The following is a 22,995-nucleotide window of genomic DNA, read 5'->3' on the forward strand; positions in this document are numbered from 1 at the left end:
ATTTTTCCAATATTGTTGCGTGAATGCCGCACCCTGAGGCCTGTTAAAGGCCCCGGTCCCGTTTGATCATATCCCATGCGGCATTGATGCGGGAAATTTTGGCCGAAGCCTCGGCAATTTCAGCTTCAGAGGCTTTGCGTGATGCCATCACATCCGGGTGATACTGGCGCACAAGCACCTTCCAGCGGGCGCGGAGCTCCTCGTTGGAGAGGGAGGCATCAACCCCCATCACCACATAGGCGTCTTCCTCCGCCATGGCCGGTCTGGAGCGGCCCTGTTCCGCCCGCTCCCACGCGCCCCGGCTCAGGCCAAACAACGCATGGACCCGTTGCAGGAAGAGGGTTTCCTCCTTTGTCAGCGGTTCATCCGCAGCCAGATCAGCGCGGGCAATGCCAAACAGCACACCCATCAGGTCTTCTAGCGGCTGTTTATCCTGCGCGTAGGCTGTGCCGAGTTCACGCGCGAAGGACTCGTAATCATCCGTGCGCTGCCGTGCGAGGTCAAACAGGCGGCCTACTTCGCGCATGTTTTCATCCGGCACCCGGAAGCGCATCTTGAAGGCGTTGATTTCCTGCCGGTTGACCGGGGCATCACACTTGGCCAGCTTGGCGCACAGAATAATGCTGGTCAGGCCGTAGAGCTGTTCCTTCTTGCCCAGCGCTGCGGCCAGCTTGGCCGCCATGAAGGTGGCCGCGCCATTTGGGTCCGGGTTGGCACGGGCGGCCCAGCGGTCACTCCATCCCCCGGCGGGGGGCTGAAGAAGAGTGCCTTTATCCGCGGCATGCCCCAATGCTGTCCCCAAAGCTGCGCCAACAGGTCCGCCCATGGCAAAACCTGCGACACCACCAAAAATCTTACCCCATATCGCCATGTTGCCTGCTTAGCATTTTCTGGCCAGTGGCCCAAATCCGGCCCGCATGTGCCGTGTTAACCAAGCATAGCAGGCCGAAAGGCGGCGCGAGAAGTTGTGGGCAGGCAATACTGCCGTGAGAGCGTCAGGACTGGGCCGCGAGTGGGGGCCCGAAGGTAAAGGCGGGCATGATCTCGTCAGCTTCAATCTGCAAAATTTTTCAGGCTGAGGTTTCGGCAGGGTGTGCCGCAGGCTGTTTCTGCAACCAGAGAACCGTCTGCACGCGCAGGAAAGAGGCCAGAGACTGAAAGGGAGGGCGCTCTGTGTCCATCTGCGCCACCATTACCGGCAAGGGCTGCTGATGCTGCCGGGCCATCTCTTCCAGCACACGCCAGAACTCTGGTTCCAGCGCCACGCTGGTATCATGGCCAGAGAGAATCAGGCTGCGCTTGCGGAGGTGAGCACTCATCAGGATATCGTCTCCAGGCGTGTAACGGCCCATCGGGCGGCTTCCGCCACTACGCTATCCGGGTCCTGTGTCAGGCGGTGTGCGTAAGGCAGCAAGTCTGGCAGACCGGAATTGCCAATAGCAACCAGCACATTCCGCACAAACCGGTTGCGCCCAATGCGTTTGATGGGGGAGCCTGAAAATTTCTGGCGGAAGGCGGCATCATCCAGCGTGCTCAGGCTGGCCAGATCCGGGGCTATCAGATCCGGGCGGGGTTGCAGCTTGATCTGGCGGGAAGTTCTGGCAAACCGGTTCCACGGGCAGACGGCCAGACAGTCATCGCATCCATAAATATGGGTGCCAATGCCGGGGCGCAGTTCCAGCGGAATCGGCCCGGCATGTTCAATGGTCAGATAGGAAATGCAGCGCCGGGCATCCATCTGGTAAGGGGCGGGAAAAGCCTGTGTAGGGCAGGCCGTCAGGCAGCGTGTGCAACTGCCGCATCCTCCGCCGGAGGGGGGTGAGGAGGGCAGCTCCAGTGTGGTGTAGATTTCCCCTAAAAACAGCCAGCTTCCGTGGCTGCGGGACACCAGATTGGTATGCTTGCCCTGCCAGCCCAGCCCGGCCTGCTCGGCCAGCGGTTTTTCCGCCACCGGGGCGGTATCGACAAAGACTTTAACGCCGGGAGGCTGGGGCGGTGGGCTTTCTGCGGCAAAGTCTCGTCTGGCCTCCAGAGTACCCTCCCGGACCACAAACTGCGCCAGATGCTTCAGCATGCCTTTAATCAGGTCATGATAGTCGCGGTGGCGGGCGTAGACGGAAATATTGCCCCGGTCCGGCTGCCTGAGTGTGGCAAGCGGATCTCCTTCCGGCGCGTAGGAGACGCCGAGCGCAATTACGGTCCGGGCGTCCGGCCAGAGTGTTGTGGGCTGGGTACGCTGGTCTGCCCTGTCGGCCAGCCAGCCCATCTCCCCGTGATAACCTTTGGCCAGAAAATCCGTCAGGCGTGCCCGCACGTCCGGGCCAAGATGGGCGGGGCAGAAGCCAATGGCGTCAAACCTCAGAGCCAGTGCTTTTTCCCGGATTCGGGCGGCGAGTTTTTCGGCACCCGGCAGCGGCCCGGCTGAACTGGACGGACTCGCGGGAGGCTGGCTCACAGGAGACGGTCCGGGCAGAGCGGGCACAGGGCTGTTCTCAGGGGACGGGGGGAATGGCGGGCTGTGGCATTTCATCTTCCGTCCAGTCTTCCTCGGCCCAGTTGGCGCGCAGGGTGGTGGCCAGTTCGTCCAGACGGCCTTCCACAATCGCAGCCCGGATCTGGCGCATCAGGCGCTGATAATAGGCAATGTTATGCCATGTCAGCAGCATCGGGCCGAGAATTTCATTGGCCCGGAACAGATGGTGCAGGTAGGCGCGGCTGTGGCGGGAGCACGCCAGACAGTCACAGTCCGGGGAGATGGGGCGGGCGTCCGTCGCGTGGCGGGCATTGCGCAGGTTGAGGGTGCCGCGCTCCGTATAAGCGCGGGCTGTGCGGCCCGCGCGGGTGGGCATCACGCAGTCAAACATGTCCACACCGCGCTGCACGCTGCCCAGCAGATCATCCGGGGTGCCAACGCCCATCAGGTAGCGCGGGGCCGTGTGCGGCATGGCGGGCACGGTGGTGTCCAGCGTGGCGAACATCAGCTCCTGCCCTTCGCCCACGGCCAGACCGCCAATGGCGTAGCCTTCAAACCCGATATCCGTCAGGGCCTTCACGCTTTCGGCCCGCAGGTCCGGCTCGGTGCCGCCCTGCACAATGCCAAACTGGCCATAGCCGGTGCGCTGCACAAAGGCCTCGCGGGAGCGGGCGGCCCAGCGCATGGACATCCGCATGGAGGCGGCAATGGTTTCCGGCGGGGCGGGCAGGGCCGGACATTCATCAAAACACATGCTGATGGTGGCATCCAGCGCGTGCTGGATATCGGTTGAGCTTTCCGGCGTCAGCCGGTGGTAAGAGCCATCAATATGGGAGCGAAACGTGACGCCGTCCTGATCCAGCTTGCGCAGCGCACCCAGGGACATGACCTGAAAGCCGCCGGAATCCGTCAGGATCGGGCCGGACCAGTCCATAAAGCGATGCAGGCCGCCCAGAGCGCGCACACGCTCGGCACCGGGCCGCAGCATGAGGTGATAGGTGTTGCCCAGCACAATGCCCGCGCCTGTGGAGCGCACGGCGTCCATCGTCATGGCCTTGACGGTGCCAACGGTGCCGACCGGCATGAAGGTGGGGGTCGCGACGGGACCGTGGGCGGTATGCAGCATTCCGGCGCGGGCCGCGCCGTCTGTGCTCTCACAGGTCCAGTGGAAACGGCTCATGCGGACTCTCCCGTACGGTGGGCCTCAATGGGGCTGGCGCAGCGCAGCAGGCAGGCATCCCCGTAGGAATAAAAACGGTATCCCGTCTGGATGGCGTGGGCATAGGCCGCCCGCATCCGCTCTTCCCCTGCAAAAGCACAGACCAGCATGAACAGCGTGGAGCGCGGCAGATGGAAGTTGGTCATCAGCATATCCACTGCCCGGAAACGGTAGCCGGGCCGGATGAAAATGGAGGTGACATCATCAAACGGATGCACAATGCCGTTCTCATCCGCCGCACTTTCCAGCAGGCGCAGGCTGGTGGTGCCCACGGCAATAATGCGGCCTCCGGCTTTGCGCACGGCATTGATGCGTGCGGCAGTTTCGGGCGTGATAATGCCGCGTTCGGCGTGCATGTGGTGTTTGGAAATATCGTTTTCCCGCACGGGCAGGAAGGTGCCCGCCCCCACATGCAGCGTCAGGGTGCAGCGGTCCGCTCCGGTTGCGTCTACAGCTTCCAGCAGGGCCGGGGTAAAATGCAGGCCAGCCGTGGGGGCGGCGACGGCACCTTTATGGTGTTCAAAAATGGTCGCGTAGTCCCGCGTGTCCTGCGCGGTCGGGCCATGGGGGCGATGGATATAGGGGGGGAGCGCCAGCGCGCCGACATCCTGCAAAAAGGTGTCAAACGTGGAGCCTTCCGCCGAAAAACGCAGAACTGCGCCGCCGCCTTCCTCCCGCGCCAGCACCGTGGCGGTGTGGGGGCTGCCGGTAAAGGTCAGGGTATCCCCCACCTTCAGGCGGCGGGCATTGCGCACCAGCACATGCCATGAGGTATCAGGCAGAATACGGTCCAGCGTGATGCCGATATGGGCCTCCCCACGCAGGGCATGCAACTGGGCGCGGATCACGGCGGTATCATTCGCGACCAGCAGATCTCCGGCCTTCAGCAATCCGGGCAGATCAGACACATGGCGGTCTGCCAGTGGGCCGTGGGCGGGAACATCCAGCAGGCGTGCGGCCTCACGCGGTCTGGCCGGTTCCTGCGCAATCAGGGTTTCAGGCAGGTGGAAATCAAAATCTTCGGTGCGGTCGCTCATGGTGGAAGGGGTTTACGCAATAGGGTGCGCGGACGCCAGAGGAGAGTGCAGTTTCCGGGGGGCAAACAGGCCGGAGACGGCAGGTTTTCTGGTGCGCAGTGCGTCCTGAAAACCTGAGTGGGCGGAGGGCTGTTGCCGGATCACACAGAGCGGGCATGGGTGGCCCGTGCGCATGCGGGGTTGAAGAAGAGGCTCCGCGGGGCCAGATTTCCCTTAGCAAACAACCCGATACGGAGATTAAAACGTATGTCCTATGCTCTGCTTGATGCCGCCCGCGTTGCCAAAGCGTCCAAAGTCTCACTGGATGTGCTCAAGACCAACCCGGAAACCACGGAAGCCTACCAGCGTAAAGTGATCATGATTGAACGGATTGAAGCGCTTGCCGCTGCGGCTGCGGACTCTGACGCAGGCAAGGCTGTTACGCTTACATCCGAAGAGTTCTGGCTGATCAGCCGCAACTGGTAAGAAAGGCGCATCAATGGCTTTTGTTCTGACCAGCCCCGATTTTACGGACGGGGCCACCCTGCCGCAGGCGCAGGTTTATAACGGTATGGGCCAGACGGGGCAGAATGTATCCCCGGCGCTGGAATGGAAAAACGCGCCAGCCGGAACAAAAAGCTTTGTGGTGACGGTGTATGACCCTGATGCCCCTACCGGTTCCGGCTGGTGGCACTGGGTTGTCGCCAATATTCCGTCCGGCGTGACGGCGCTGCCTGAAGGGGCAGGCTCCGGCAAAGGCGGTCTTCCGGAAGGGGCCGTGCAGGTGCGCACCGATTTTGGTGTGCCCGGTTACGGCGGGGCCGCGCCACCACCCGGCCCGGCGCACCGTTACATTTTTACGGTGCATGCGCTGGATGTGCCCGGACTGGATGTCAAACCGGACTCCAGCCCGGCGCTGGTTGGTTTTATGGTGCACCATCACAAGCTGGCCTCTGCCAGCCTGACGGCGCTCTACGGTGGCCAGAAACCCTGATGTCGGCTAGGATGTCAGGGCATCCATCAGCGGCGGCAGATACTGGTCCAGCTTGACGCGCAGCGGCATCAGATAGGCGCTGCCCTGTTCCTGTGACAGGTCCCGGAGGACGGACTGGGCAAACTGAATATTGGCGTCCAGCGTTGGCTCAAAATTTTTGGGGAACACCACATGGTTGGTTGTCTCCCAGTAGGAGCGGGAGCGTGGCCCGATAACCGGGGAAAGCCCCCAGAACACCTGCTCACCCAGCAGCCATTCCCGGCAGAGGTCAAACAGCTTTCTGTCAAAGACCGGCTGCGTGAAAAATCCTTCCGCTCCGGCTTCTTTCTTGCGGGCGATATCCTCAAGCTCTTTCCACGGCGCGCGGCGATAGGGGTCAAACGCGGCATAAATCCGCAGATGCGGTGCTTCCTTCCGGTAGCGGCGGATAATGCTTTCCGTGCTGTTGGGGTAAGTCCGGTGGGCAAGGTCGGCTGGTGGGTCACCATGCACAACCAGAACTTCCTTCAGGCCCGGCAGATCACTGCCCGGCAGCGGCGCGCCGGGGGCGATATCAATGGCGCGCACATGCGGGATTACCGTGCCAAACTGCGGCATGGTCAGGGCGGTTGCGTCCCAGCTCCGCAGCGGGAAGCGCATCAGGTCCGGGATATTCAGCGTATCCGCAGCGGGGAACAGGGTTTTAACGCTGGAAACATCCTGCGCCAGTGCGTCCTCACTCCGGGGGATGAGTTCAACAGAAAGACGGGAGAGGCTCATTCCGCCGTCCCCGTGACCAGCAGGCGCGCTGCTGTCAGGGTATTTTTCAGCAGGCAGGCAATCGTCATGGGGCCAACGCCGCCGGGAACGGGCGTGATGCGGCCAGCAACTTTTACGGCCTCATCAAACACCACATCGCCCACCAGACGGGTTTTGCCGGTTTCAGTCGTGACACGGGTAATGCCGACGTCAATCACCGTCGCCCCCGGTTTGATCCAGTCTCCATGCACCAGTTCCCGGCAGCCGGTTGCCACCACCAGAATATCGCCCTGCCGGGCGAGGGCCGCGGTGTCCCGCGTGTGGATATGCGCTATGGAAACAGTGCAGCCTTCCGCCAGCAGCAGCATGGCCAGCGGTTTGCCGACAAGATTGGAGCAGCCGATCACCACCGCGTGCTTGCCGCGCATATCGCCAAGCTGGTCCCGCAGCAGCAGCAGGCAACCCAGCGGTGTGCAGGGGATCAGGCTTGGCAGGCCAATGGCCAGACGCCCGGCATTAATTTCCCCCAGACCATCCACATCCTTTTCCGGCTGGATGGCATTGGTCACCCGGCGGGCGTCCAGACCGTTCGGCAGCGGGAGCTGCACCAGAATGCCGTGAATTTCCGGGTCATGATTAAGGCGCTCGATCAGTGCGAGCAGTTCCGGCTCGGACGTTGTTTCCGGCAGCATGTGCATGAAGGAACGCATACCGGCATGGTGTGTCTGAATGGCCTTATTGCGCACATAAACTTCACTGGCCGGGTCGTCCCCCACCAGAATGACAGCCAGACCGGGGGTGACGCCATGCTCATCATGAAAGGCGCGGACATCCTCCCGGATCTGCTGCCGGAGGGTGGCGGCAAAGCCTTTGCCGTCAATGAGAGTAGCCTGATGGTCAGACGGAAGGGAGGAGGATGGGCTCATCGTCACTGCTGCGGTCAATCCGGAAAAAGGCGGTTGGAAGACCTGCCTGCCATACGCAAAAAAACGCAGGCAGACAATGGCAGGGCGCCATGCCGGCGATGTGGAAGGAGCGGCTGCCTGCCCGATAAAAGGGGGTCAGATGGCTGTGACAGGCCGGGGGAAAAGGCACCCTGAAGAGCGTCAGGAAATCCCCAGTTCATCTTTGCGGTAAGGGGAGAGTGCGCTGAGAGCTTCGGCCTCAGCCTGTATGGCCGGACGTTCTTCCGCCAGAAAGGCGGAGACGGCGGAGCGGAGAGACGTGTTTTCCAGCCAGTGGGCGGAATGGGTCAGGCTGGGCACATAACCGCGCTGAATTTTATGTTCACCCTGCGCCCCGGCCTCCACACGTTTCAGCCCATGCGCAATGGCAAAATCAATGGCGCGGTAATAGCAGAGTTCAAAATGCAGAAAGGGCCAGTCCCCCGAGCAGCCCCAGTTGCGGCCATAGAGCGTATCGCCCCCCAGCAGGTTGAGTGCAGCTGCAACAGGTGTGTCCCCGTGCCGCGCCACCATCAGCACAACGCGGTCCCCCAGACGTTCAGAAAGCAGGGGGAAAAATTCACGCGTGAGGTAAGCGCTGCCCCATTTGCGGTCCACGGTGTTGCGATAGAAGGTGTAGAACGCCTGCCAGTCTGCCGGGGTAATGTCAGCGCCACGCAGGGTATGAAAGGTGAGGCCAGCCGCATTGGCGTCCCGCCGCTCCCGCTTGAGCACCTTGCGTTTGCGCGAGGCGAGGGTCGCCAGAAAATCATCAAAACTGCTGTAGCCGTGATTATGCCAGTGATACTGCACACCAAGGCGCGGCAGCCAGCCGCGCTGGCTGAGCAGAGTGCTTTCCTGTTCCTCGCAGAACGTGAGATGGGCGGAGGAAAGGCCGGTTTCTCCACAGATCTGGCGGAGGGCATCGGCCAGAATGGCAGCGGTTTCCGGTGGGGCTGACGGGCCGCACAGCAGGCGCGGGCCGGGGGCTGGGGTGAATGGCACCGCAACCTGAAGTTTTGGGTAATACTGCCCGCCCGCGGCTTCAAACGCTCTGGCCCACCCTTGATCGAACACATATTCGCCCCAGGAATGGCCCTTCAGATACGCTGGGCAAACGGCGGCCAGTGTGCCGTCCGGCGCGTGTAAGGTCACATGCCGGGGCAACCAGCCGGTGCGCTGGCTGACAGACCCGCTGTCCTCCAGCGCGGAGAGAAAGGCGTAGCTGACAAACGGGTTGTCAGCCCCGGCACAGGAGTCCCACGCGGTCTGGCCTATGGCGGCAAGGCCGTCATGCAGGGAGACAGACCAGTCAGACATACCGGCCCCCTGTTATTCAGCCGATCTCAAACAGGCCTTCAACTTCAACCGGCGCATCCAGCGGCAGGGAGGGCACGCCCACGGTAGAGCGGGCATGGCGTCCGGCATCGCCAAAGACGTCAACGGCCAGATCGGATGCACCGTTCATGACGGACGCATGGGCGGTAAATTCGGGCGTGCAGGCAATAAAGCCGCCCAGACGCACCACGCGCTTCACGCGGCTGAGGTCACCCACAGCGGCTTTGACCTGTGCAATGAGGTTGATCATGCTGTAGCGCGCGGCTTCCACCGCGGTATCCACGGCAACGGCGTCGCCCAGCTTGCCGGTTGCAAACAGCTTGCCGTCCGCGAGCGGGAGCTGACCGGAGACAACCAGCAGATTGCCCGTCTGCACGCAGGCCACATAGTTGGCAACAGGTGCGGCAGGGGTAGGCAGTGTGATGCCGAGATCTTTCAGGCGGGCTTCAGGCGTGGTGCTCATGAGAGACTGATCCTTATGACAGGGTTCGGGCAGAGCCTTTGGCCGGTCCGGTCTAGCTGACCAGCCGCAGGCTGCCGCGTTTGCGGGGGACAGGGTCGCCTTCCTGCGCCGGGAAATCAAGCGGCAGAAGCGGGTCCGGGTCCATCTGGCTGTCCTGATGCGGGCCATCGGGCAGCTTTTTGTTCAGATAGGCGTCTGACAAAGCGCGGAACGTATAGTCCAGCATGGAGGTGGCGTAAGAGGCCACAGGGTCTCCTTCCACCGTGCCGGAGGGGCCGAAGCAGGAATAGGCAAAGCTGCTGACATACGCATCCAGCGGCGCGCCATATTGCAGGCCAATGCTCACGGCTTCCCCAAAGCTTTCCATCAGGCCCCGGACCATGGAGCTTTCCCGTGTGGGGTTTAGCGCCAGTTCCCCCAGCGTGCCGTCTTCATACTCGCCGGTGCGCAGAAACAGCCGGTGTCCGCCAATGCTGGTTTTTTGCGTAAAGCCGCCGTGGCGCTGCGGCAGGGCGCGGCGCATCCCGCGTTCCAGCTTGCGCACCAGCGTTTGCGCCGCCGGGTCCGGCCGGGCGGGCATGCGGTCAATAAAGCCGGTCAGGGCGCGATACATGGCCATATGGGCGTTCGGGCCGGGCAGGGGCAGAACCGTCTCGCCCGCCAGAGCGGCAGCAAGAGCCGTTTCCGTTGTAAAATCCCGGGCATCCAGACGGTTGCGCGTGCTGGGGGCCAGCCGCCCATCCGGGCGGAGCAGAGAGAACACAGGGGCCAGACCGCAGGCTTCCACGCCCAGCAGTCCGTCTACCGCGCTGCATGTGGAAAACCCGGTTTCCACTGTTGCGAGGGGTGTTTCCGTTGCAACCGCCGCTTCCCGCCAGACGGCGCGGAGCGTCTCGCTCAGGCCGGGCAGCACGGTGCGCACGGGCGGCAGCGGCAGGGACTCGGGGCCAGTGCCGGAATGGGCCGTCAGGGTGGCCAGCGTGGCAATGGCGCAGGCGGCGGCACGGCCATCTTCACTATCATAATCCAGACCGACTCCGGCCAGACACGCATCCAGATTGGTCAGCATGATATCGCCCGCGATAACCGGAGGGGCGGGCTGATCCTCGCTGTCTTTGGCGGTCTGGCTTTTTGCCGTCGGTTTTGCCGGGGCTTCCGCCACAGGGGCGGGGGCAAACAGGTCGGGCAGCGGCAGTTCCCCGTTCCGCTGGTCTGCCGTGGTCCGCGCGGCGTTGCGCAGAACAGAAGACAGCAGGCGGATGGCTGCGACAAAGGTTTCTGCCGCAAAGCCCTCACCGGGGGAGATAAAGGCAGCCAGATTGACCAGAAAGCCCGGCGGGCGATCAAACTCGCAGGACCAGACGGCTTCCGTCGGGGCGGCCTGCCGCAGCAGCAGCAGCCACACCAGAGAACGGGCCGTGGACTCATCCTGCGTCAGCGCATCCACCCAGCGGGAGGCTGTGCTGGCAAGATCAATGGGCCCCGTGCCGGGTACAAGCTGGGCCAGAGCGGAGGCTGCCTCGGCATCCCACTCAGCGGGCAGCGTTACGGAGCGCAGGGGGGCATCCGGGTCTGCTGCGGCGTGCAGCGTGCTCATAAGCACGCCGTTCCAATGGCGTCTGGCTTTTGTCATGCAGGCAGTCTACGCCCGCCCCAAATGCCGGTGGAACCCGTGCGGATCGTCATTTGCGGTATACAATGCCCGGTATAACGAGGATATGGGGGATAACTTTTCCACAGCGCGATTTTGCCCGTGCCGCACGGTTTCTGATCGAGTGGAGTTGATCACACAGCCCGCAAAAATCATGGACCGCCGGGGTGGTGGAGTCCTATCCTCCGGCTCATGGCAAACTTCGGAACATGGCTGCATACGCGCCGCAAAGGTCGCCTTATTGGCAAGGATTGTGACGGCCGGTGCTATTACGAATCCACAGGACCGGCCCGGCGTGGCGGCGGGGTGGACCGGCCCGAACGCTGGGTGATTTACCTGAAGGGGGAAGACCCTTCCGCCGTGCCCGCGGAGTGGTGGGGCTGGCTGCATCATACAATGGATGCGCCCATCCCGCAGGAAGAGCGCAAGCCATGGCAGCTGCCGCATCAGCCGAACCTGACCGGGACGGCACAAGCGTACCGCCCGGCGGGCAGCCCCTATAAAACCGGCCAGCATCTCCCCGCGACGGGAGATTATGAGTCCTGGTCTCCAGAGGCGTGATCTGAAACACATTCCCTGCTAAGGTATGTCTCCAGACAGGGAGTAAACAGGACGCATGGCTTCAGTAACGGCAGTAAAACCCCGGCGCACGTCACTTGAACTGCTGACGGGTGTTCTTGTTCTCGGCCTGCTCGGGCTGATGCTTGTTGCCGCTGTGGTGGGGGAAGGCCGCAAGACCGACACCACAGGCTACCGGCTGCATGCCGGTTTTTCCCATATTGATGGTCTGGGCGTTGGCTCGGATGTGCGGCTTGCCGGGGTGACCGTCGGGCAGGTGGTGTCGGAACACGTCAACCCGGCAACCTACAAGGCGGAAGTGACCTTTACCGTGCGGCCGGATATCAAACTGCCGACGGACAGTGCGGCCATCATCACCAGTGACAGCCTTCTGGGTGGAAAATATATCGCCCTGTCTCCCGGTGGGGATGACCATACGATGGCGCCTGATGCGACCATCAGTGAGACGCAGGGCTCCATCAGTCTGGAACAGTTGCTCAGCAAATTTATTTTCTCAGTTACCGATACGCTGACCCGCGCCAACAAAGACGCGGCAGGCGCAAAAGCGCCCGCCACAGGGGACGCCGGTAAAGCGGATCTTCCATGAGACGCCACGCTCTGGTGCTGGCGGCCTGAAGAGGACGATTCCCGCATGGAAAGTCAAAAATTATGGGTGCAGGAGGACGGGCAGCCCGTCTCCTGTCAGGAAAAACTGCGTGTGCTGGATGAAAACTGGCTGGAAGTGCAGGATATCCTGCGCGATGCCTTTGAGGACGCTGTGCTGATGGGCGTGAGCGAGCAGGGAATGCGCGCCCGCCTGACGGATCTTGTCGCCTCCCTCACATCTCCGCATCAGGGAAAGAAAGCATGAGCATGAAGCATTTTTCCCGTCTGGTTGCACTGAGCAGCCTGCTGGCTGTAACTGTGACGGGGCCGGGCGGTCTGGGCATAGTACCGGCGGCGCTGGCTGTGGGCACGCCCCTTGCTCCCCCCGCGGTTTACGGGTCTGGCGTGTGGCAGGGGAAGGGCACGGCGGTTGTGCGGGTGCTGGACCGGCTGGATGCGCATGTGGAAGTGATTTCGGTCCCGGCGGGAACCACGGCGCACTATAAGAGTTTGGATATCACCGCAGGCCGGTGTCTGGAGCGGCCTAAAACGCTGTCTCCCGATGCCGCAGGCTGGCTGGAACTGCATGATACGCACCCCGATGGTGCGACATTCAAGGGCTGGATGCTGGCTGCGGAGCCGGGGCTGGGTGTGTTTGAAAGCGCTGTCTATGATGTGCGGATGGTGCGGTGTGAGGGGGCGGATGTTGCCCCGATGGCACCCCCTCTGCCCACGCCAGCCGTGCCTGTGCTGGCACCGTCCGGGGAGGATAAGTCCGCCCCTGCGCAGGGTGCCCCCGGTTCCGATGCGCCGCCTGCGGGGGATGCGCCCCCGGCCTCTCCTGAATCAGGTGGAGAATACTGAGGGCGGGCAGGCCTGATCGTTTATGACTGTGTGGTCTGTCTTGCCTTTTGGGGGTGTTGTCTGGCCGTTCCGGCTCAGGCATCGTTCAGAGACATAACGCAGGGCCAGCCCGCTTCCGGCCGGACGGTCCTGCGGCAAAACGAGAGAGGTTTACGTGATCAGTTCTTCTTCCAGTCAGGACTTTCGCTTTCAGGTTCCCTCTCTGGATCAGGCAGCGTTCCTTTTAGATTTTGACGGCACTCTGGTCGATATTGCTCCGACGCCAGACTCTGTTGTGGTGCCGGAGGGGTTGCCGGAAACCCTGCGCCGCCTGCGTGCGGCCTGTGGAGATGCGCTGGCCATTGTGTCGGGCCGCTCGATTGATCAGATTGACCATTTTCTGGGAGATATCCCGTTTGCCGTGGCGGGCGAGCATGGCATTGCCGTGCGGCATCGCCCCGGTGGCCCGGTTGAGCGCGCGGCCCTCCCGCAGGTTCCGCAGTCATGGTTTGCCGAGGCACGGGAGCTTGTTGCGGGGTGGCCGGGTGCGCGGCTTGAGCACAAGCCCGGCGGCTTTGTTCTGCATTACCGTGCCGTGCCGGAAGCCGGAGCCGCGTTGCGTCAGGCAGCCGAAAGCTGGGTCAAGGGCACCAACGGCACCTTTGAAGTTCAGACGGCAAAAATGGCGTGGGAAATCCGGGCAGCCGGGGTGGATAAAGGGTATGCCGTCAGCATGCTGATGAAGTCCGCGCCGTTTACAGGTCGCAAACCCGTTTTTGTCGGGGATGATGTCACGGATGAAGATGGCATGGCCGCAGCAAGGCGCCTTGGGGGTGTCGGCCTGCGTATTCCGACGGATTTTCCAAACCCTACGGCGTTTCGGGCCTGGCTGGCCTCGCTGGTTGAAGGGAAGGGCTGAGCAATGGGGCGTCTCGTTGTTGTCTCCAACCGAGTGCCCGCACCGCGGGACCGGTTGCAGCCTGCCGGTGGGCTGGCGGTGGCCCTCCGCGCGGCGCTGAAGGAGGGGAGCTGCCTGTGGTTTGGCTGGTCAGGCCAGCAGGTCCCTGAAGAAGACGGGCATGACCCGGAGGTGAGTGTCGATAAGGTTGAGAACGTCACCTACGCGACAATCGACCTGACACACGCGGAATATGACGGATTTTACCAGAAATATTCCAACGGCATCCTGTGGCCGCTCTGCCATTACCGCGCTGGCCTGATGGATTATGAGCGCAAGGACCAGACAGTCTATCAGAACGTCAACGCGCTGTTTGCCCGTAAATTGCTGCCCCTTTTGCAGCCGGGCGATATGATCTGGATCCATGATTATCACCTGTTCCCGCTGGGGCAGGCGTTGCGGGATCTGGGTGTTACCGCGCCGATCGGGTTCTTCCTGCATATCCCGTTCCCGCCATGGAGTCTGATGCGCGCTCTGCCGGATGCGGATACTCTGCTGCGCACCATGCAGGCGTATGATGTGATCGGCGTGCAGACTGAGGACGATGCACGGAACATGAATGACGGGTTTGCTATTGTCGGGGTGGAGGCAAAGGCTGAGGTCTTCCCCATCGGGATTGACCCGGACAGTTTTGCAAAGCAGGCGGAAGAAGGGCTGAGCAACCCGGATGTTCAGCGCCTGAAGGAAAGCCTGCGCGGAAAGCCCTTTATTATCGGGGTGGACCGGCTGGACTATTCCAAAGGCCTGCCGGAGCGGTTCCGGGGGTATGAGGTCTTTCTGGAACGCTACCCGGAGCATCGGGGCAAGGTGGTGTACCTTCAGGTAACCCCGGTCTCCCGTGGCAATGTGCCGGAATATCGCGCCTTGCGGCGGGAACTGGATGAAGCCGCCGGGCGGATTAACGGCACCTATGGGGATTTTGACTGGACGCCCATCCGGTATCTGACTCACCCTGTGCCACGCGCGCTGCTGGCCAGTTTTTACCGCCTTGCGGACGCAGCCCTTGTGACGCCCCTGCGGGATGGCATGAATCTGGTGGCCAAGGAATATGTGGCGGCGCAGAACAAGGCTAATCCCGGTGTGCTGATCCTCTCCCATTTTGCAGGAGCGGCACCTGATATGGAGGCGGCCCTGATGGTCAACCCGCACGATGCGGATGAGATTGCGGACGCCCTGCATAAAGCCCTGACCATGCCGGATGGAGAGCGGCGCGCCCGCTGGGATCATCTGGAGCCGGATGTCTGGCGGGTGACGGCTGTTACGTGGGCGCGTGACTTTATTCAGGCTCTGGGAAAGGCGCGTACCGCGTGAGATCAGCATTACCTGCCAGAAAAATGGGGCTCTTCCTTGCGCTGGCCGGGGCCGTGGCGCTGGGTGTGGCGTGGTGGGTGGAGCATGTGCTCCACATCATGCCGTGTGAATTATGTCTGGTTGAGCGCTGGCCCTGGCGTGTCCTGATTCTCATTGGTCTGGTGGATATTCTGCTGCCCGGCGCTGCGGGCGGTCCGGTGCTGTGGCTGTGTGTGCCAACCCTGCTGGCCTCCGTGGGGCTGGCGTTCTGCCATGCCGGTGTGGAGTGGGGCTGGTGGCAAAGCCCGCTCCCCGGATGCCATGCGCCTCATATTACGGGCACAACCATGGCGGAACGTCTGGCGTCCATGCCGCTTCTGCCGTCTAAACCGTGTGACGCGCCAACTTATCTCCTGCCCGGCCTGCCGTTATCCATGTCTGTCATGGGCGGGCTGTATGCGGCGGCTGTGCTGGGGGTCTTTGGCGTCTGGCGCTACCGTGTGAGCCACACCGCCCGCAGAATTTTTTACTAAATTCCGCCTCTGCGCGGAACCGGCGCGCGCTGAGGTTTGGGCACAGGCATTTTCAGTCTGTGCGCCTCACGGTTTTCTGTTCCCGGTTCTGATCCTGTGATAGCATTTAGGCAAGCAACGCGGGGCCTGCTGGCAGGCTCCGTTAAAATATAGAGCCATAGCCTAACAGGAAGCCCCGGGAATTTTTTATGACGACATATGATAACGAAAAGAAGCTCGACTGGAGCGTATTTGACTGTGTCTGGTATAAAGAAAAATATTCAGAGCTTCTGACATTCCTGAACATTCAAACAGATGCGGATGTTCAGGATTTTTATCAGAAAGAAGGGGTGGGGCTTAAACACTCACCCAACCCTTATTTTGATGAAGACTGGTATCTGAGCAAATACCCCGGCGTGGCGGAACAGATTATCCGGGGGGAGTTCCGCTCAGGGTTTGAGCATTATTGCCAGAAGGGCTTTGCCTCCCACAATCCGCACTGGCTGTTTGATGAAAGCTATTATCTGAAGCGGCGTCAGGACGTGTCTGACGTCAGCCTTGCGGAAGAGGGCTTCCGGAACGGGTATGACCATTATCTGAATATCGGGGATTTCCAGTATAGCAGCGGGTCATGGTTTTTCGACCCCAATGCCTATCTGAAAGGCGGCCAGCCCACCACCACCGAACTGGGGCCTTATTCCCAGTGTGTGCGGGCCACAACGCCCGTCACGGGGTATGGCCACAGACTTTCTTGGTATTTTGACCCGGAATGGTATCTGGAAACGTACCCGCAGGTGCGGAAGGAACTGGACGCCGGGGAATGGACGTCCGCCCTGCACCATTATCTGGCCAATAAAACGCCAACACTTTTCAACCCGGACCCGTATTTTTCAGAAGAGTTTTACGGCAGCATCAATAACGATGTGTCGGGCGCTGTTGAAAACGGAAATTTCCGGAACTTCTTTGAGCATTTCCTGAAATACGGGGTGCATGAACTGCGTAAGCCGCTCTCCACCGTGGATCTGGAAGGGTATTACCGCAACCCGGCGGTGCAGCAGGAAGTCAGTCGCGGGGATTATCCGGACGCGTTCGCACACTACATCGCGCATGGTGGTAAGGTTGAGGATAATGCGGCCTTCCAGCAGGAAAGCGAGCATATTTCCAAAAAGCTCTATCATGAGATGTGCCGGATCCGGATGCCGCTGCTGCTCAATCAGACGCTGGATTTTACGTATGAATATCCTGATCTGACCGTCATTATTATCGCGCACAACCATTTTGCCATGACGCTGAGCGCGCTTGCGTCTCTACGGGCCAATTATAATGGGCCAATGCAGGTTATTGTGGTGGATTCCGGCTCTACTGACGGAATGCGCACGATTGAACAGCATGTGCGCGGTCTGGAAGTGATCCGCTTTCCGGGTAATATCGGTTTTCTGCTGGGCTGTAACGCAGCGCTTGAAAAAGTGCGTGGCCCTTTCACGCTCTATCTGAATAATGATCTGGAGCTGATGCCGGGTGCTGTGGGCAATGCACTCGCGCGCCTGCGCAATGAGCCGCAGACGGGGGCCGTGGGAGCCAAGCTGGTCCGTACCAACGGGATGTTGCAGGAAGCTGGCAGCATTGTCTGGCGTGACGGGTCTGTCTGCGGCTATCTGAGGGACAGGCGGCCGGATGTGCCGGAAGCCAATTTTGTGCGCTCGGTTGATTTCTGCTCCGGCGCGTTCCTGCTGGTCAGAACCACTCTGCTCAAAGAGCTGGGTGGTTTTGATACCGATTATGCCCCGGCCTATTTTGAGGAAACAGATCTGTGCCTCCGTATTCATGAGGCCGGGTCGGACGTGGTGTATGACCCGTCGATTGTGGTTATTCATTATGAATATGGCACGTCCGGCTTTATCAGCGGTGCTTCCATGATTGCGCGCAATCAGGAAACTTTCCGCAGGAAGCACGGTGCCTATCTGCGGCAGAAAAATCTGTTCCATGAGCGTCTGCTGGTGCGGGCACGCTCTTCCGCCACGCGACAGAAGCGGATTTTGTTTATTGAAGACCGGCTGCCGTACCGGTTCCTCGGGTCAGGCTTTACGCGGTCTAATGACGTCATCCGGAGCATGATTGATCTGGGGTATCATGTCACGGTGTATCCGGTTTACCGGCCTACAGAACCGATGGAAGAAATTTGCAGTGCCTTCCCCGACCGCGCTGAGGTGATCTGGGACCGGGAACTGCCGGAACTGGAAGACTTCATTAAATCCCGTGCCGGATATTATGATCTTGTGTGGATTGCCCGCACCCATAATGCGGACCGTCTGGCACCGGTGCTGATGCAGTGTGCGGATGCCATTTCATCCCATGCCGTAATTATTGATACCGAGGCTGTGGCGGCGCCGCGTGAGCACCAGAAGCACCTTCTGCGCGGCACAGGTGCGCCGGAGCAGACCGTTGATGAAATGCTGAAGCACGAATTCCGTCATTTGTTCATGGCAGAGAAAATTGTTGCTGTGAACAAAAAGGATGCTGAGATTCTGAAGAAGAACGGCTTCCCGAATGTTGGGGTTCTGGGCCATATGCAAAAGCCGTTGCCCTATAGTCCGGGGTGGGACGCGCGGCGTGATATTCTCTTCCTCGGCGCGATGCATGATGCAGATTCCCCCAATGTGGATTCCCTTGCATGGTTTAGCAGTGAGGTCCTGCCGCGGCTGGAAGGGCGTCTGCCCTCGGATGTGAAATTTACTGTGTGTGGCTACATCAGCCCCAGAGTTGATCTCTCTCTGCTGGCAAAAAATCCGCGCGTGAACCTGCTGGGGCGCGTTGCCGCCGTTGGCCCGGTGTATGACAGCCACCGGATTTTTGTGGCCCCGACGCGATTTGCTGCCGGTATTCCCTACAAAATTCACGAGGCCGCGGCGCATGGTCTGCCCATTGTGGCCTCCTCCATCCTGTGTGAGCAGGTGGGCTGGACACCGGGTGAGGACATGCTGAGTGTCAGCACGACGGACCCGCAGGCATTCGCGGATGCTGTTGTCCGGCTGTATGAAGATAAGGTGCTGTGGGAGAGCATCCGTGAGCATGAGCTTGCCCGGGTGCGAGAGGAACACTCTCGCGAGATATATCTCGAACAGCTAAAGAATATTCTCAGCTTTTCATAAAAAGCGGTTTACGGTTTTCAAAGACTGATCCGGGGGTTTTGTGAGAGACAGGCCATTCTGTGGCCTCTCACAAAACCTGCCGGATTTTACAGGCCTTGCGTGCTGGCCTGACCGGAAAATCAGTTCTTTCTTTTCACAGAATGTGTACTCGTGCGTTTATTCGGCCTGACGGGGCGGAATAATTTTCTGCGTCAGTTCAAACAGCCGGGCGCAGGCTTTGGGGCCAAGAGCCTGCACGTCTTCATAAGAAAACCAGCGGGCCTCAAGGGCATCATCTGCGGCGTGGGGTGCTGTGGGGTGCCGGGCCGTTTCCTCACACAGAACAGCAATAATCACGTAATGGAAGGCCAGTGTGCCCTCTGGTGTGCGGTGGATGCTGTCAAAAACATCAACAGTTTGCAGGGCGCGTGCGTTCAGTCCGGTTTCTTCCCGTAATTCACGCTCCGCGGCCTGAAACAGGGTTTCTCCGGCTTCCACCCGCCCGCCGGGAAAGCCCCACAGGCCGGCGTCAGGCGCATTGGCCCGACGCACCAGCACAACATTACGGCCATGCCGCACAAGAGCCAGAACGCCCACGCGCGGCATAAGAGGGGGAGATGCAGAAGTCATGCTCAGAAAATGCAAAAATTTTCTGGTCATGGTCAAGCATTCTGCGGGGCGTTGCGCCGGGTTTATGCGGTTTATGGTGCGCATCCCGTCAGGCACATGCCCGCCTTTCGCATGTGTAATGCAACAGGTGGGGCGTGCTGCGTTTAAAACAGATGTCTTCTGTCAGGCAGGGTCCGGCGCGTGGCCAGTCTGGCGGACAGTTTTTTTATGACGTTACGAGGAGTGTCTGATCATGACAGCAGAAACCCTTTCCATCCCGGGTCTTGCCAAGCCTGCATCCCGCATTGCGCTTGGAACATGGGCTATTGGTGGGTCCATGTGGGGTGGCCCGGATGATGTGAATGCTGCAAAAACCATTGATAAGGCACTCGAACTGGGCATCAACGTCATTGATACGGCTCCGGTTTATGGGTTCGGTCATTCAGAAGAGGTGATTGGCCGCGCGCTGGAAGGCAAGCGGGACAAAGTCATTCTGGCGACCAAGGTGGCGCTGAACTGGCAGGACGGCAAAGTGTTCCGTGATAGCCGCCCGGCGCGGATTGCGCAGGAGATTGAAGACTCTCTGCGCCGCCTGCGGACGGACCATATTGACCTGTATCAGGTGCACTGGCCTGACCCCAAAACACCGCTGGAAGAAACGGCCCGCGCGCTGGAAAAACTGGTGAAGGACGGCAAGGTGCGCGCGCTGGGTGTCAGTAATTTCTCGCCGGAGCAAATGGATGAATTCCGGAAGTTTGCGCCTCTCGCCACAATCCAGCCGCCCTACAATCTGTTTGAGCGTGAGATTGAAAAAGACGTTCTGCCTTACGCCATTAAAAACAATTTGGTTGTGCTGGCCTACGGGCCGCTGTGCCGTGGCCTGCTGTCCGGCCGCATGACGGCGGACCGCAAGTTTGAAGGCGATGATCTGCGCAAAAGCGACCCTAAATTCCAGCAGCCGCGCTTTGGCCAGTATCTGAAAGCGGTGGATGATCTGAAGGCCATTGCGGACAAGCATGGCAAGAGCATGCTGGCCCTTGCCATTCGCTGGGTTCTGGACCGTGGACCGACCATTGCGCTCTGGGGTGCCAGAAAGCCCGAGCAGATTACCGGGGTGGATGAAGCTTTTGGCTGGACGCTGGATGAGGCGGATATGAAGGCCATTGACGCCATTCTGACACGTGACATTTCTGACCCTGTGGGGCCAGAGTTTATGGCACCGTCCGCCAGAAGCTGACCCTTTTTTTTGAAGGCTCGGGCGGTATCCGGCAGCGTAGCGCTGGCGCGGATACCGCCGGGAACGGTCTGACGCACGCAGGCTTGCAGCAAACCGGTTCGCACACCATGTTGAGGCCTATGGCATCCCGCACCGCTCCCGATTCCGCGTCTCGTTCTTCCTCCGCTCCGGCGGCTGCCCGTGGTAAAAAACGAGGCACGCTGAGCGAGCGTGCGGCCAGTCTCCCGGCTGTCACGTTTGAGCCTGACCGTCAGGCGGCGCGGCCCAAGCTGCGGCGCATGGAAGTGGTCTCGGAATACGAACCGGCAGGCGACCAGCCACAGGCGATTGCCGATCTCCTTAAAGGAATTGAGGCGAATGAGCGTGATCAGGTCCTGCTGGGGGTTACCGGGTCTGGTAAAACCTTCACCATGGCGAAGGTGATTGAGGCCACCCAGAAACCAACCCTTATTCTCGCCCCTAACAAAACACTGGCCGCACAGCTTTACGGGGAAATGAAACAGTTTTTCCCGAATAACGCAGTTGAGTATTTTGTCAGCTACTATGACTACTATCAGCCGGAAGCCTATGTGCCCCGGTCTGATACCTATATTGAAAAAGACAGCCAGATTAACGAACAGATTGACCGGATGCGTCACGCCGCCACGCAGGCGCTGCTGGAGCGGAACGATGTGATTATCGTGGCGTCTGTCTCCTGCATTTACGGTATCGGCTCGGTCGAAACGTATTCCCGCATGGTCGTCAAGCTGGAACTGGGCGGGGAGATTGACCGGGACCGTCTGGTGCGGGGACTGGTCGAACTGCAATACCGCCGCAATGATGCAGCCTTTACCCGTGGCACCTTCCGGGTGCGCGGGGAGACGGTTGATATTTTCCCGGTGCAGAATGAAGACCGGGCCTGGCGTGTTTCCCTGTTTGGGGATGAGATTGACGGAATTATCGAGTTTGATCCGCTGACGGGTGAAAAGACGGCTGATCTTCAGGAAATTACTATTTACGCCAACAGCCATTACGTTACGCCACGCCCGACTTTGCAGCAGGCGATTGTGGGGATCAAACAGGAACTTCGTCAGCAACTCGATAAGTTTACGAAGGACGGCAAGCTACTTGAGGCCGAGCGGCTGGACCAGCGCACGACATTTGATCTGGAAATGATTGAAACGACTGGTGTGTGCAAAGGGATTGAAAACTATTCCCGCTATCTGTCAGGCCGCAAAGCGGGTGATCCGCCACCGACCCTGTTTGAATATCTGCCTGAAGATGCCTTGCTGATTGTGGATGAAAGCCATGTTACGGTGCCGCAGATTGGCGGCATGGAGCGCGGCGATAACGCGCGGAAATCTATTCTGGCCGAGTTTGGGTTCCGTCTGCCCTCCTGCCTTGATAACCGCCCGCTGAATTTTGCGGAGTGGGACAAGTTCCGTCCGCAAAGTCTCTTTGTCAGCGCCACACCCGGCCCGTGGGAAATGGAACGGACAGGCGGCGTGTTTGCCGAGCAGGTTATTCGCCCGACCGGCCTGATTGATCCGGTGACGGATATTCGCCCCGTGGAGCATCAGGTGGATGATCTTCTGGCGGAATGTCGGGCGACGGTTGCCAAGGGTGGCCGTGTGCTGGTGACAACCCTCACCAAGCGCATGGCGGAAGATCTGACCGACTATCTGCACGAAGCTGGCATCAAGGTGCGGTATCTCCATTCCGATGTAGATACGCTGGAGCGGATTGAGATTATCCGGGACCTGCGGATTGGCGCGTTTGACGTGCTGATAGGCATCAACCTGCTGCGTGAGGGGCTGGATATTCCGGAATGTTCGCTGGTTGCCATTCTGGATGCGGATAAGGAAGGTTTCCTGCGCTCCCGTACTTCTCTGATCCAGACCATTGGCCGTGCTGCCCGTAACGTGGAAGGGCGGGTGCTGCTTTATGCGGATAAAATGACGGACTCTTTGCAATACGCGGTGGAGGAAACAGCCCGCCGGCGTGAAAAGCAGATGGCGTGGAACGAGGCGCACGGCATTACGCCGCAAAGTGTGCGCAAGAATATTGGTGCCATTGTCTCCTCCGTGTTTGAGCAGGATTATGTGACTGTCGCACCGGATGAAGATACGGGTGTTGCTGAATTTGTCGGGCAGGATCTGGATACGGCGATTGCCGGGCTGGAAAAGCGGATGCGTGAAGCCGCGGCCGATCTGGAATTTGAAACAGCAGGCCGCCTGCGGGATGAAATCAAGCGGCTGGAAGCCTTGCAACTGGGGCTGGATGCGCCTCCGGCACCCTCTTCAACCGCCGGGCAAAAAACTGGAGCGCGGCGCAAGGCAAAAAAGGATCAGGTGCCACGCCCGCTGGGGCCGGGCGGCGGCGGATATGAACCCAAACCTAAACGAGGGCGCAGCCGGAGTTAAGGAGAAAGGGGGGGGG

The 22,995-nt window shown here is 60.4% G+C and carries 23 protein-coding genes; 12 read left to right on the forward strand and 11 right to left on the reverse strand.

Annotated elements, in window-relative coordinates:
- Positions 1 to 43: 43 nt before the first annotated feature.
- The 5 genes from JK199_RS14450 to queA all read right to left on the reverse strand — a co-directional run bounded on the left by JK199_RS14450 (position 44) and on the right by queA (position 4,729).
- Positions 44 to 871 (reverse strand): TerB family tellurite resistance protein, encoded by an 828-nt coding sequence (locus tag JK199_RS14450; protein ID WP_077930557.1) that lies wholly within the window; start codon positions 869 to 871, stop codon positions 44 to 46.
- A gap of 199 nt (positions 872 to 1,070) precedes the next feature.
- Complete coding sequence (locus JK199_RS14455; RefSeq protein WP_212377199.1) at positions 1,071 to 1,319, reverse strand: ribbon-helix-helix domain-containing protein; 249 nt, start codon at positions 1,317 to 1,319, stop codon at positions 1,071 to 1,073.
- Complete coding sequence (queG, locus tag JK199_RS14460; RefSeq protein ID WP_408742391.1) at positions 1,319 to 2,455, reverse strand: tRNA epoxyqueuosine(34) reductase QueG; 1,137 nt, start codon at positions 2,453 to 2,455, stop codon at positions 1,319 to 1,321. Before queG ends, JK199_RS14455 begins: the two co-directional genes overlap by 1 nt.
- 37 nt (positions 2,456 to 2,492) lie before the next feature.
- Complete coding sequence (tgt, locus tag JK199_RS14465; RefSeq protein ID WP_212377205.1) at positions 2,493 to 3,653, reverse strand: tRNA guanosine(34) transglycosylase Tgt; 1,161 nt, start codon at positions 3,651 to 3,653, stop codon at positions 2,493 to 2,495.
- The gene (queA, locus tag JK199_RS14470) at positions 3,650 to 4,729 is read right to left on the reverse strand and encodes a tRNA preQ1(34) S-adenosylmethionine ribosyltransferase-isomerase QueA (protein ID WP_212377208.1); all 1,080 of its coding nucleotides are present in this window, start codon (positions 4,727 to 4,729) and stop codon (positions 3,650 to 3,652) included. The genes tgt and queA overlap by 4 nt, the downstream gene beginning before the upstream one ends.
- A gap of 246 nt (positions 4,730 to 4,975) precedes the next feature.
- On the opposite strand from queA, the gene JK199_RS14475 reads away from it, so the two are divergent.
- On the forward strand, positions 4,976 to 5,194 hold the full coding sequence (locus tag JK199_RS14475) for a hypothetical protein (RefSeq protein WP_025826330.1): 219 nt from the start codon (positions 4,976 to 4,978) through the stop codon (positions 5,192 to 5,194).
- Positions 5,195 to 5,207: 13 nt separating this feature from the next.
- Entirely contained in the window at positions 5,208 to 5,702 is a 495-nt protein-coding gene (locus JK199_RS14480) for a kinase inhibitor (protein ID WP_212377211.1), read from the forward strand.
- A gap of 6 nt (positions 5,703 to 5,708) precedes the next feature.
- Here JK199_RS14480 and JK199_RS14485 read toward each other — a convergent pair whose 3' ends face one another.
- The 5 genes from JK199_RS14485 to JK199_RS14505 all read right to left on the reverse strand — a co-directional run bounded on the left by JK199_RS14485 (position 5,709) and on the right by JK199_RS14505 (position 10,818).
- Positions 5,709 to 6,461, reverse strand: a complete 753-nt coding sequence (locus JK199_RS14485) for a methylenetetrahydrofolate reductase (protein ID WP_212377214.1) — start codon at positions 6,459 to 6,461, stop codon at positions 5,709 to 5,711.
- A complete protein-coding gene (locus JK199_RS14490; RefSeq protein ID WP_212353957.1) occupies positions 6,458 to 7,366 on the reverse strand; it encodes a bifunctional methylenetetrahydrofolate dehydrogenase/methenyltetrahydrofolate cyclohydrolase in 909 nt (302 codons plus the stop codon). The genes JK199_RS14485 and JK199_RS14490 overlap by 4 nt, the downstream gene beginning before the upstream one ends.
- Positions 7,367 to 7,546: 180 nt before the next feature.
- Positions 7,547 to 8,704, reverse strand: coding sequence for a GNAT family N-acetyltransferase (locus JK199_RS14495; protein ID WP_212377217.1), 1,158 nt, complete (start codon positions 8,702 to 8,704; stop codon positions 7,547 to 7,549).
- Positions 8,705 to 8,720: 16 nt separating this feature from the next.
- On the reverse strand, positions 8,721 to 9,185 hold the full coding sequence (locus JK199_RS14500; protein ID WP_212353955.1) for a RidA family protein: 465 nt from the start codon (positions 9,183 to 9,185) through the stop codon (positions 8,721 to 8,723).
- Positions 9,186 to 9,237: 52 nt separating this feature from the next.
- Complete coding sequence (locus tag JK199_RS14505; protein ID WP_212377220.1) at positions 9,238 to 10,818, reverse strand: TSCPD domain-containing protein; 1,581 nt, start codon at positions 10,816 to 10,818, stop codon at positions 9,238 to 9,240.
- Between the two features lie 210 nt (positions 10,819 to 11,028).
- On the opposite strand from JK199_RS14505, the gene JK199_RS14510 reads away from it, so the two are divergent.
- From JK199_RS14510 to JK199_RS14545, 8 genes are all read left to right on the forward strand, one after another.
- Positions 11,029 to 11,397, forward strand: coding sequence for an NADH-ubiquinone oxidoreductase subunit NDUFA12 family protein (locus JK199_RS14510; RefSeq protein ID WP_212377223.1), 369 nt, complete (start codon positions 11,029 to 11,031; stop codon positions 11,395 to 11,397).
- Between the two features lie 55 nt (positions 11,398 to 11,452).
- Positions 11,453 to 12,001 (forward strand): outer membrane lipid asymmetry maintenance protein MlaD, encoded by a 549-nt coding sequence (gene mlaD / locus JK199_RS14515; RefSeq protein WP_025827354.1) that lies wholly within the window; start codon positions 11,453 to 11,455, stop codon positions 11,999 to 12,001.
- Positions 12,002 to 12,046: 45 nt separating this feature from the next.
- On the forward strand, positions 12,047 to 12,265 hold the full coding sequence (locus JK199_RS14520) for a hypothetical protein (protein ID WP_086655979.1): 219 nt from the start codon (positions 12,047 to 12,049) through the stop codon (positions 12,263 to 12,265).
- A gap of 2 nt (positions 12,266 to 12,267) precedes the next feature.
- Positions 12,268 to 12,864, forward strand: coding sequence for a DUF2155 domain-containing protein (locus JK199_RS14525; protein ID WP_212377227.1), 597 nt, complete (start codon positions 12,268 to 12,270; stop codon positions 12,862 to 12,864).
- A gap of 154 nt (positions 12,865 to 13,018) precedes the next feature.
- Entirely contained in the window at positions 13,019 to 13,762 is a 744-nt protein-coding gene (gene otsB / locus JK199_RS14530) for a trehalose-phosphatase (protein WP_212377229.1), read from the forward strand.
- 3 nt (positions 13,763 to 13,765) lie between these two features.
- Positions 13,766 to 15,112, forward strand: coding sequence for an alpha,alpha-trehalose-phosphate synthase (UDP-forming) (locus tag JK199_RS14535; RefSeq protein ID WP_086655978.1), 1,347 nt, complete (start codon positions 13,766 to 13,768; stop codon positions 15,110 to 15,112).
- On the forward strand, positions 15,109 to 15,624 hold the full coding sequence (locus JK199_RS14540) for a disulfide bond formation protein B (protein ID WP_212358621.1): 516 nt from the start codon (positions 15,109 to 15,111) through the stop codon (positions 15,622 to 15,624). The genes JK199_RS14535 and JK199_RS14540 overlap by 4 nt, the downstream gene beginning before the upstream one ends.
- A 188-nt stretch (positions 15,625 to 15,812) precedes the next feature.
- Positions 15,813 to 18,752: a glycosyltransferase gene (locus JK199_RS14545; protein ID WP_212377233.1), complete on the forward strand. Its 2,940-nt coding sequence runs from the start codon at positions 15,813 to 15,815 to the stop codon at positions 18,750 to 18,752.
- Positions 18,753 to 18,908: 156 nt separating this feature from the next.
- Here JK199_RS14545 and JK199_RS14550 read toward each other — a convergent pair whose 3' ends face one another.
- The gene (locus JK199_RS14550) at positions 18,909 to 19,391 is read right to left on the reverse strand and encodes an NUDIX hydrolase (protein ID WP_237388779.1); all 483 of its coding nucleotides are present in this window, start codon (positions 19,389 to 19,391) and stop codon (positions 18,909 to 18,911) included.
- A gap of 202 nt (positions 19,392 to 19,593) precedes the next feature.
- Here JK199_RS14550 and JK199_RS14555 point away from each other — a divergent pair, with 202 nt between their 5' ends.
- Together JK199_RS14555 and uvrB are read left to right on the forward strand one after the other, a co-directional pair.
- Positions 19,594 to 20,577, forward strand: coding sequence for an aldo/keto reductase (locus JK199_RS14555; RefSeq protein ID WP_025827365.1), 984 nt, complete (start codon positions 19,594 to 19,596; stop codon positions 20,575 to 20,577).
- Between the two features lie 119 nt (positions 20,578 to 20,696).
- Positions 20,697 to 22,979 carry an excinuclease ABC subunit UvrB gene (gene uvrB, locus JK199_RS14560; RefSeq protein WP_212377236.1) on the forward strand — a complete coding sequence of 761 codons (2,283 nt, stop codon included), beginning with the start codon at positions 20,697 to 20,699 and terminating at the stop codon, positions 22,977 to 22,979.
- Positions 22,980 to 22,995 lie beyond the last annotated feature (16 nt).

Origin of the sequence: Acetobacter persici, from assembly GCF_018256955.1 — a bacterium.
GTDB lineage: Bacteria > Pseudomonadota > Alphaproteobacteria > Acetobacterales > Acetobacteraceae > Acetobacter > Acetobacter persici.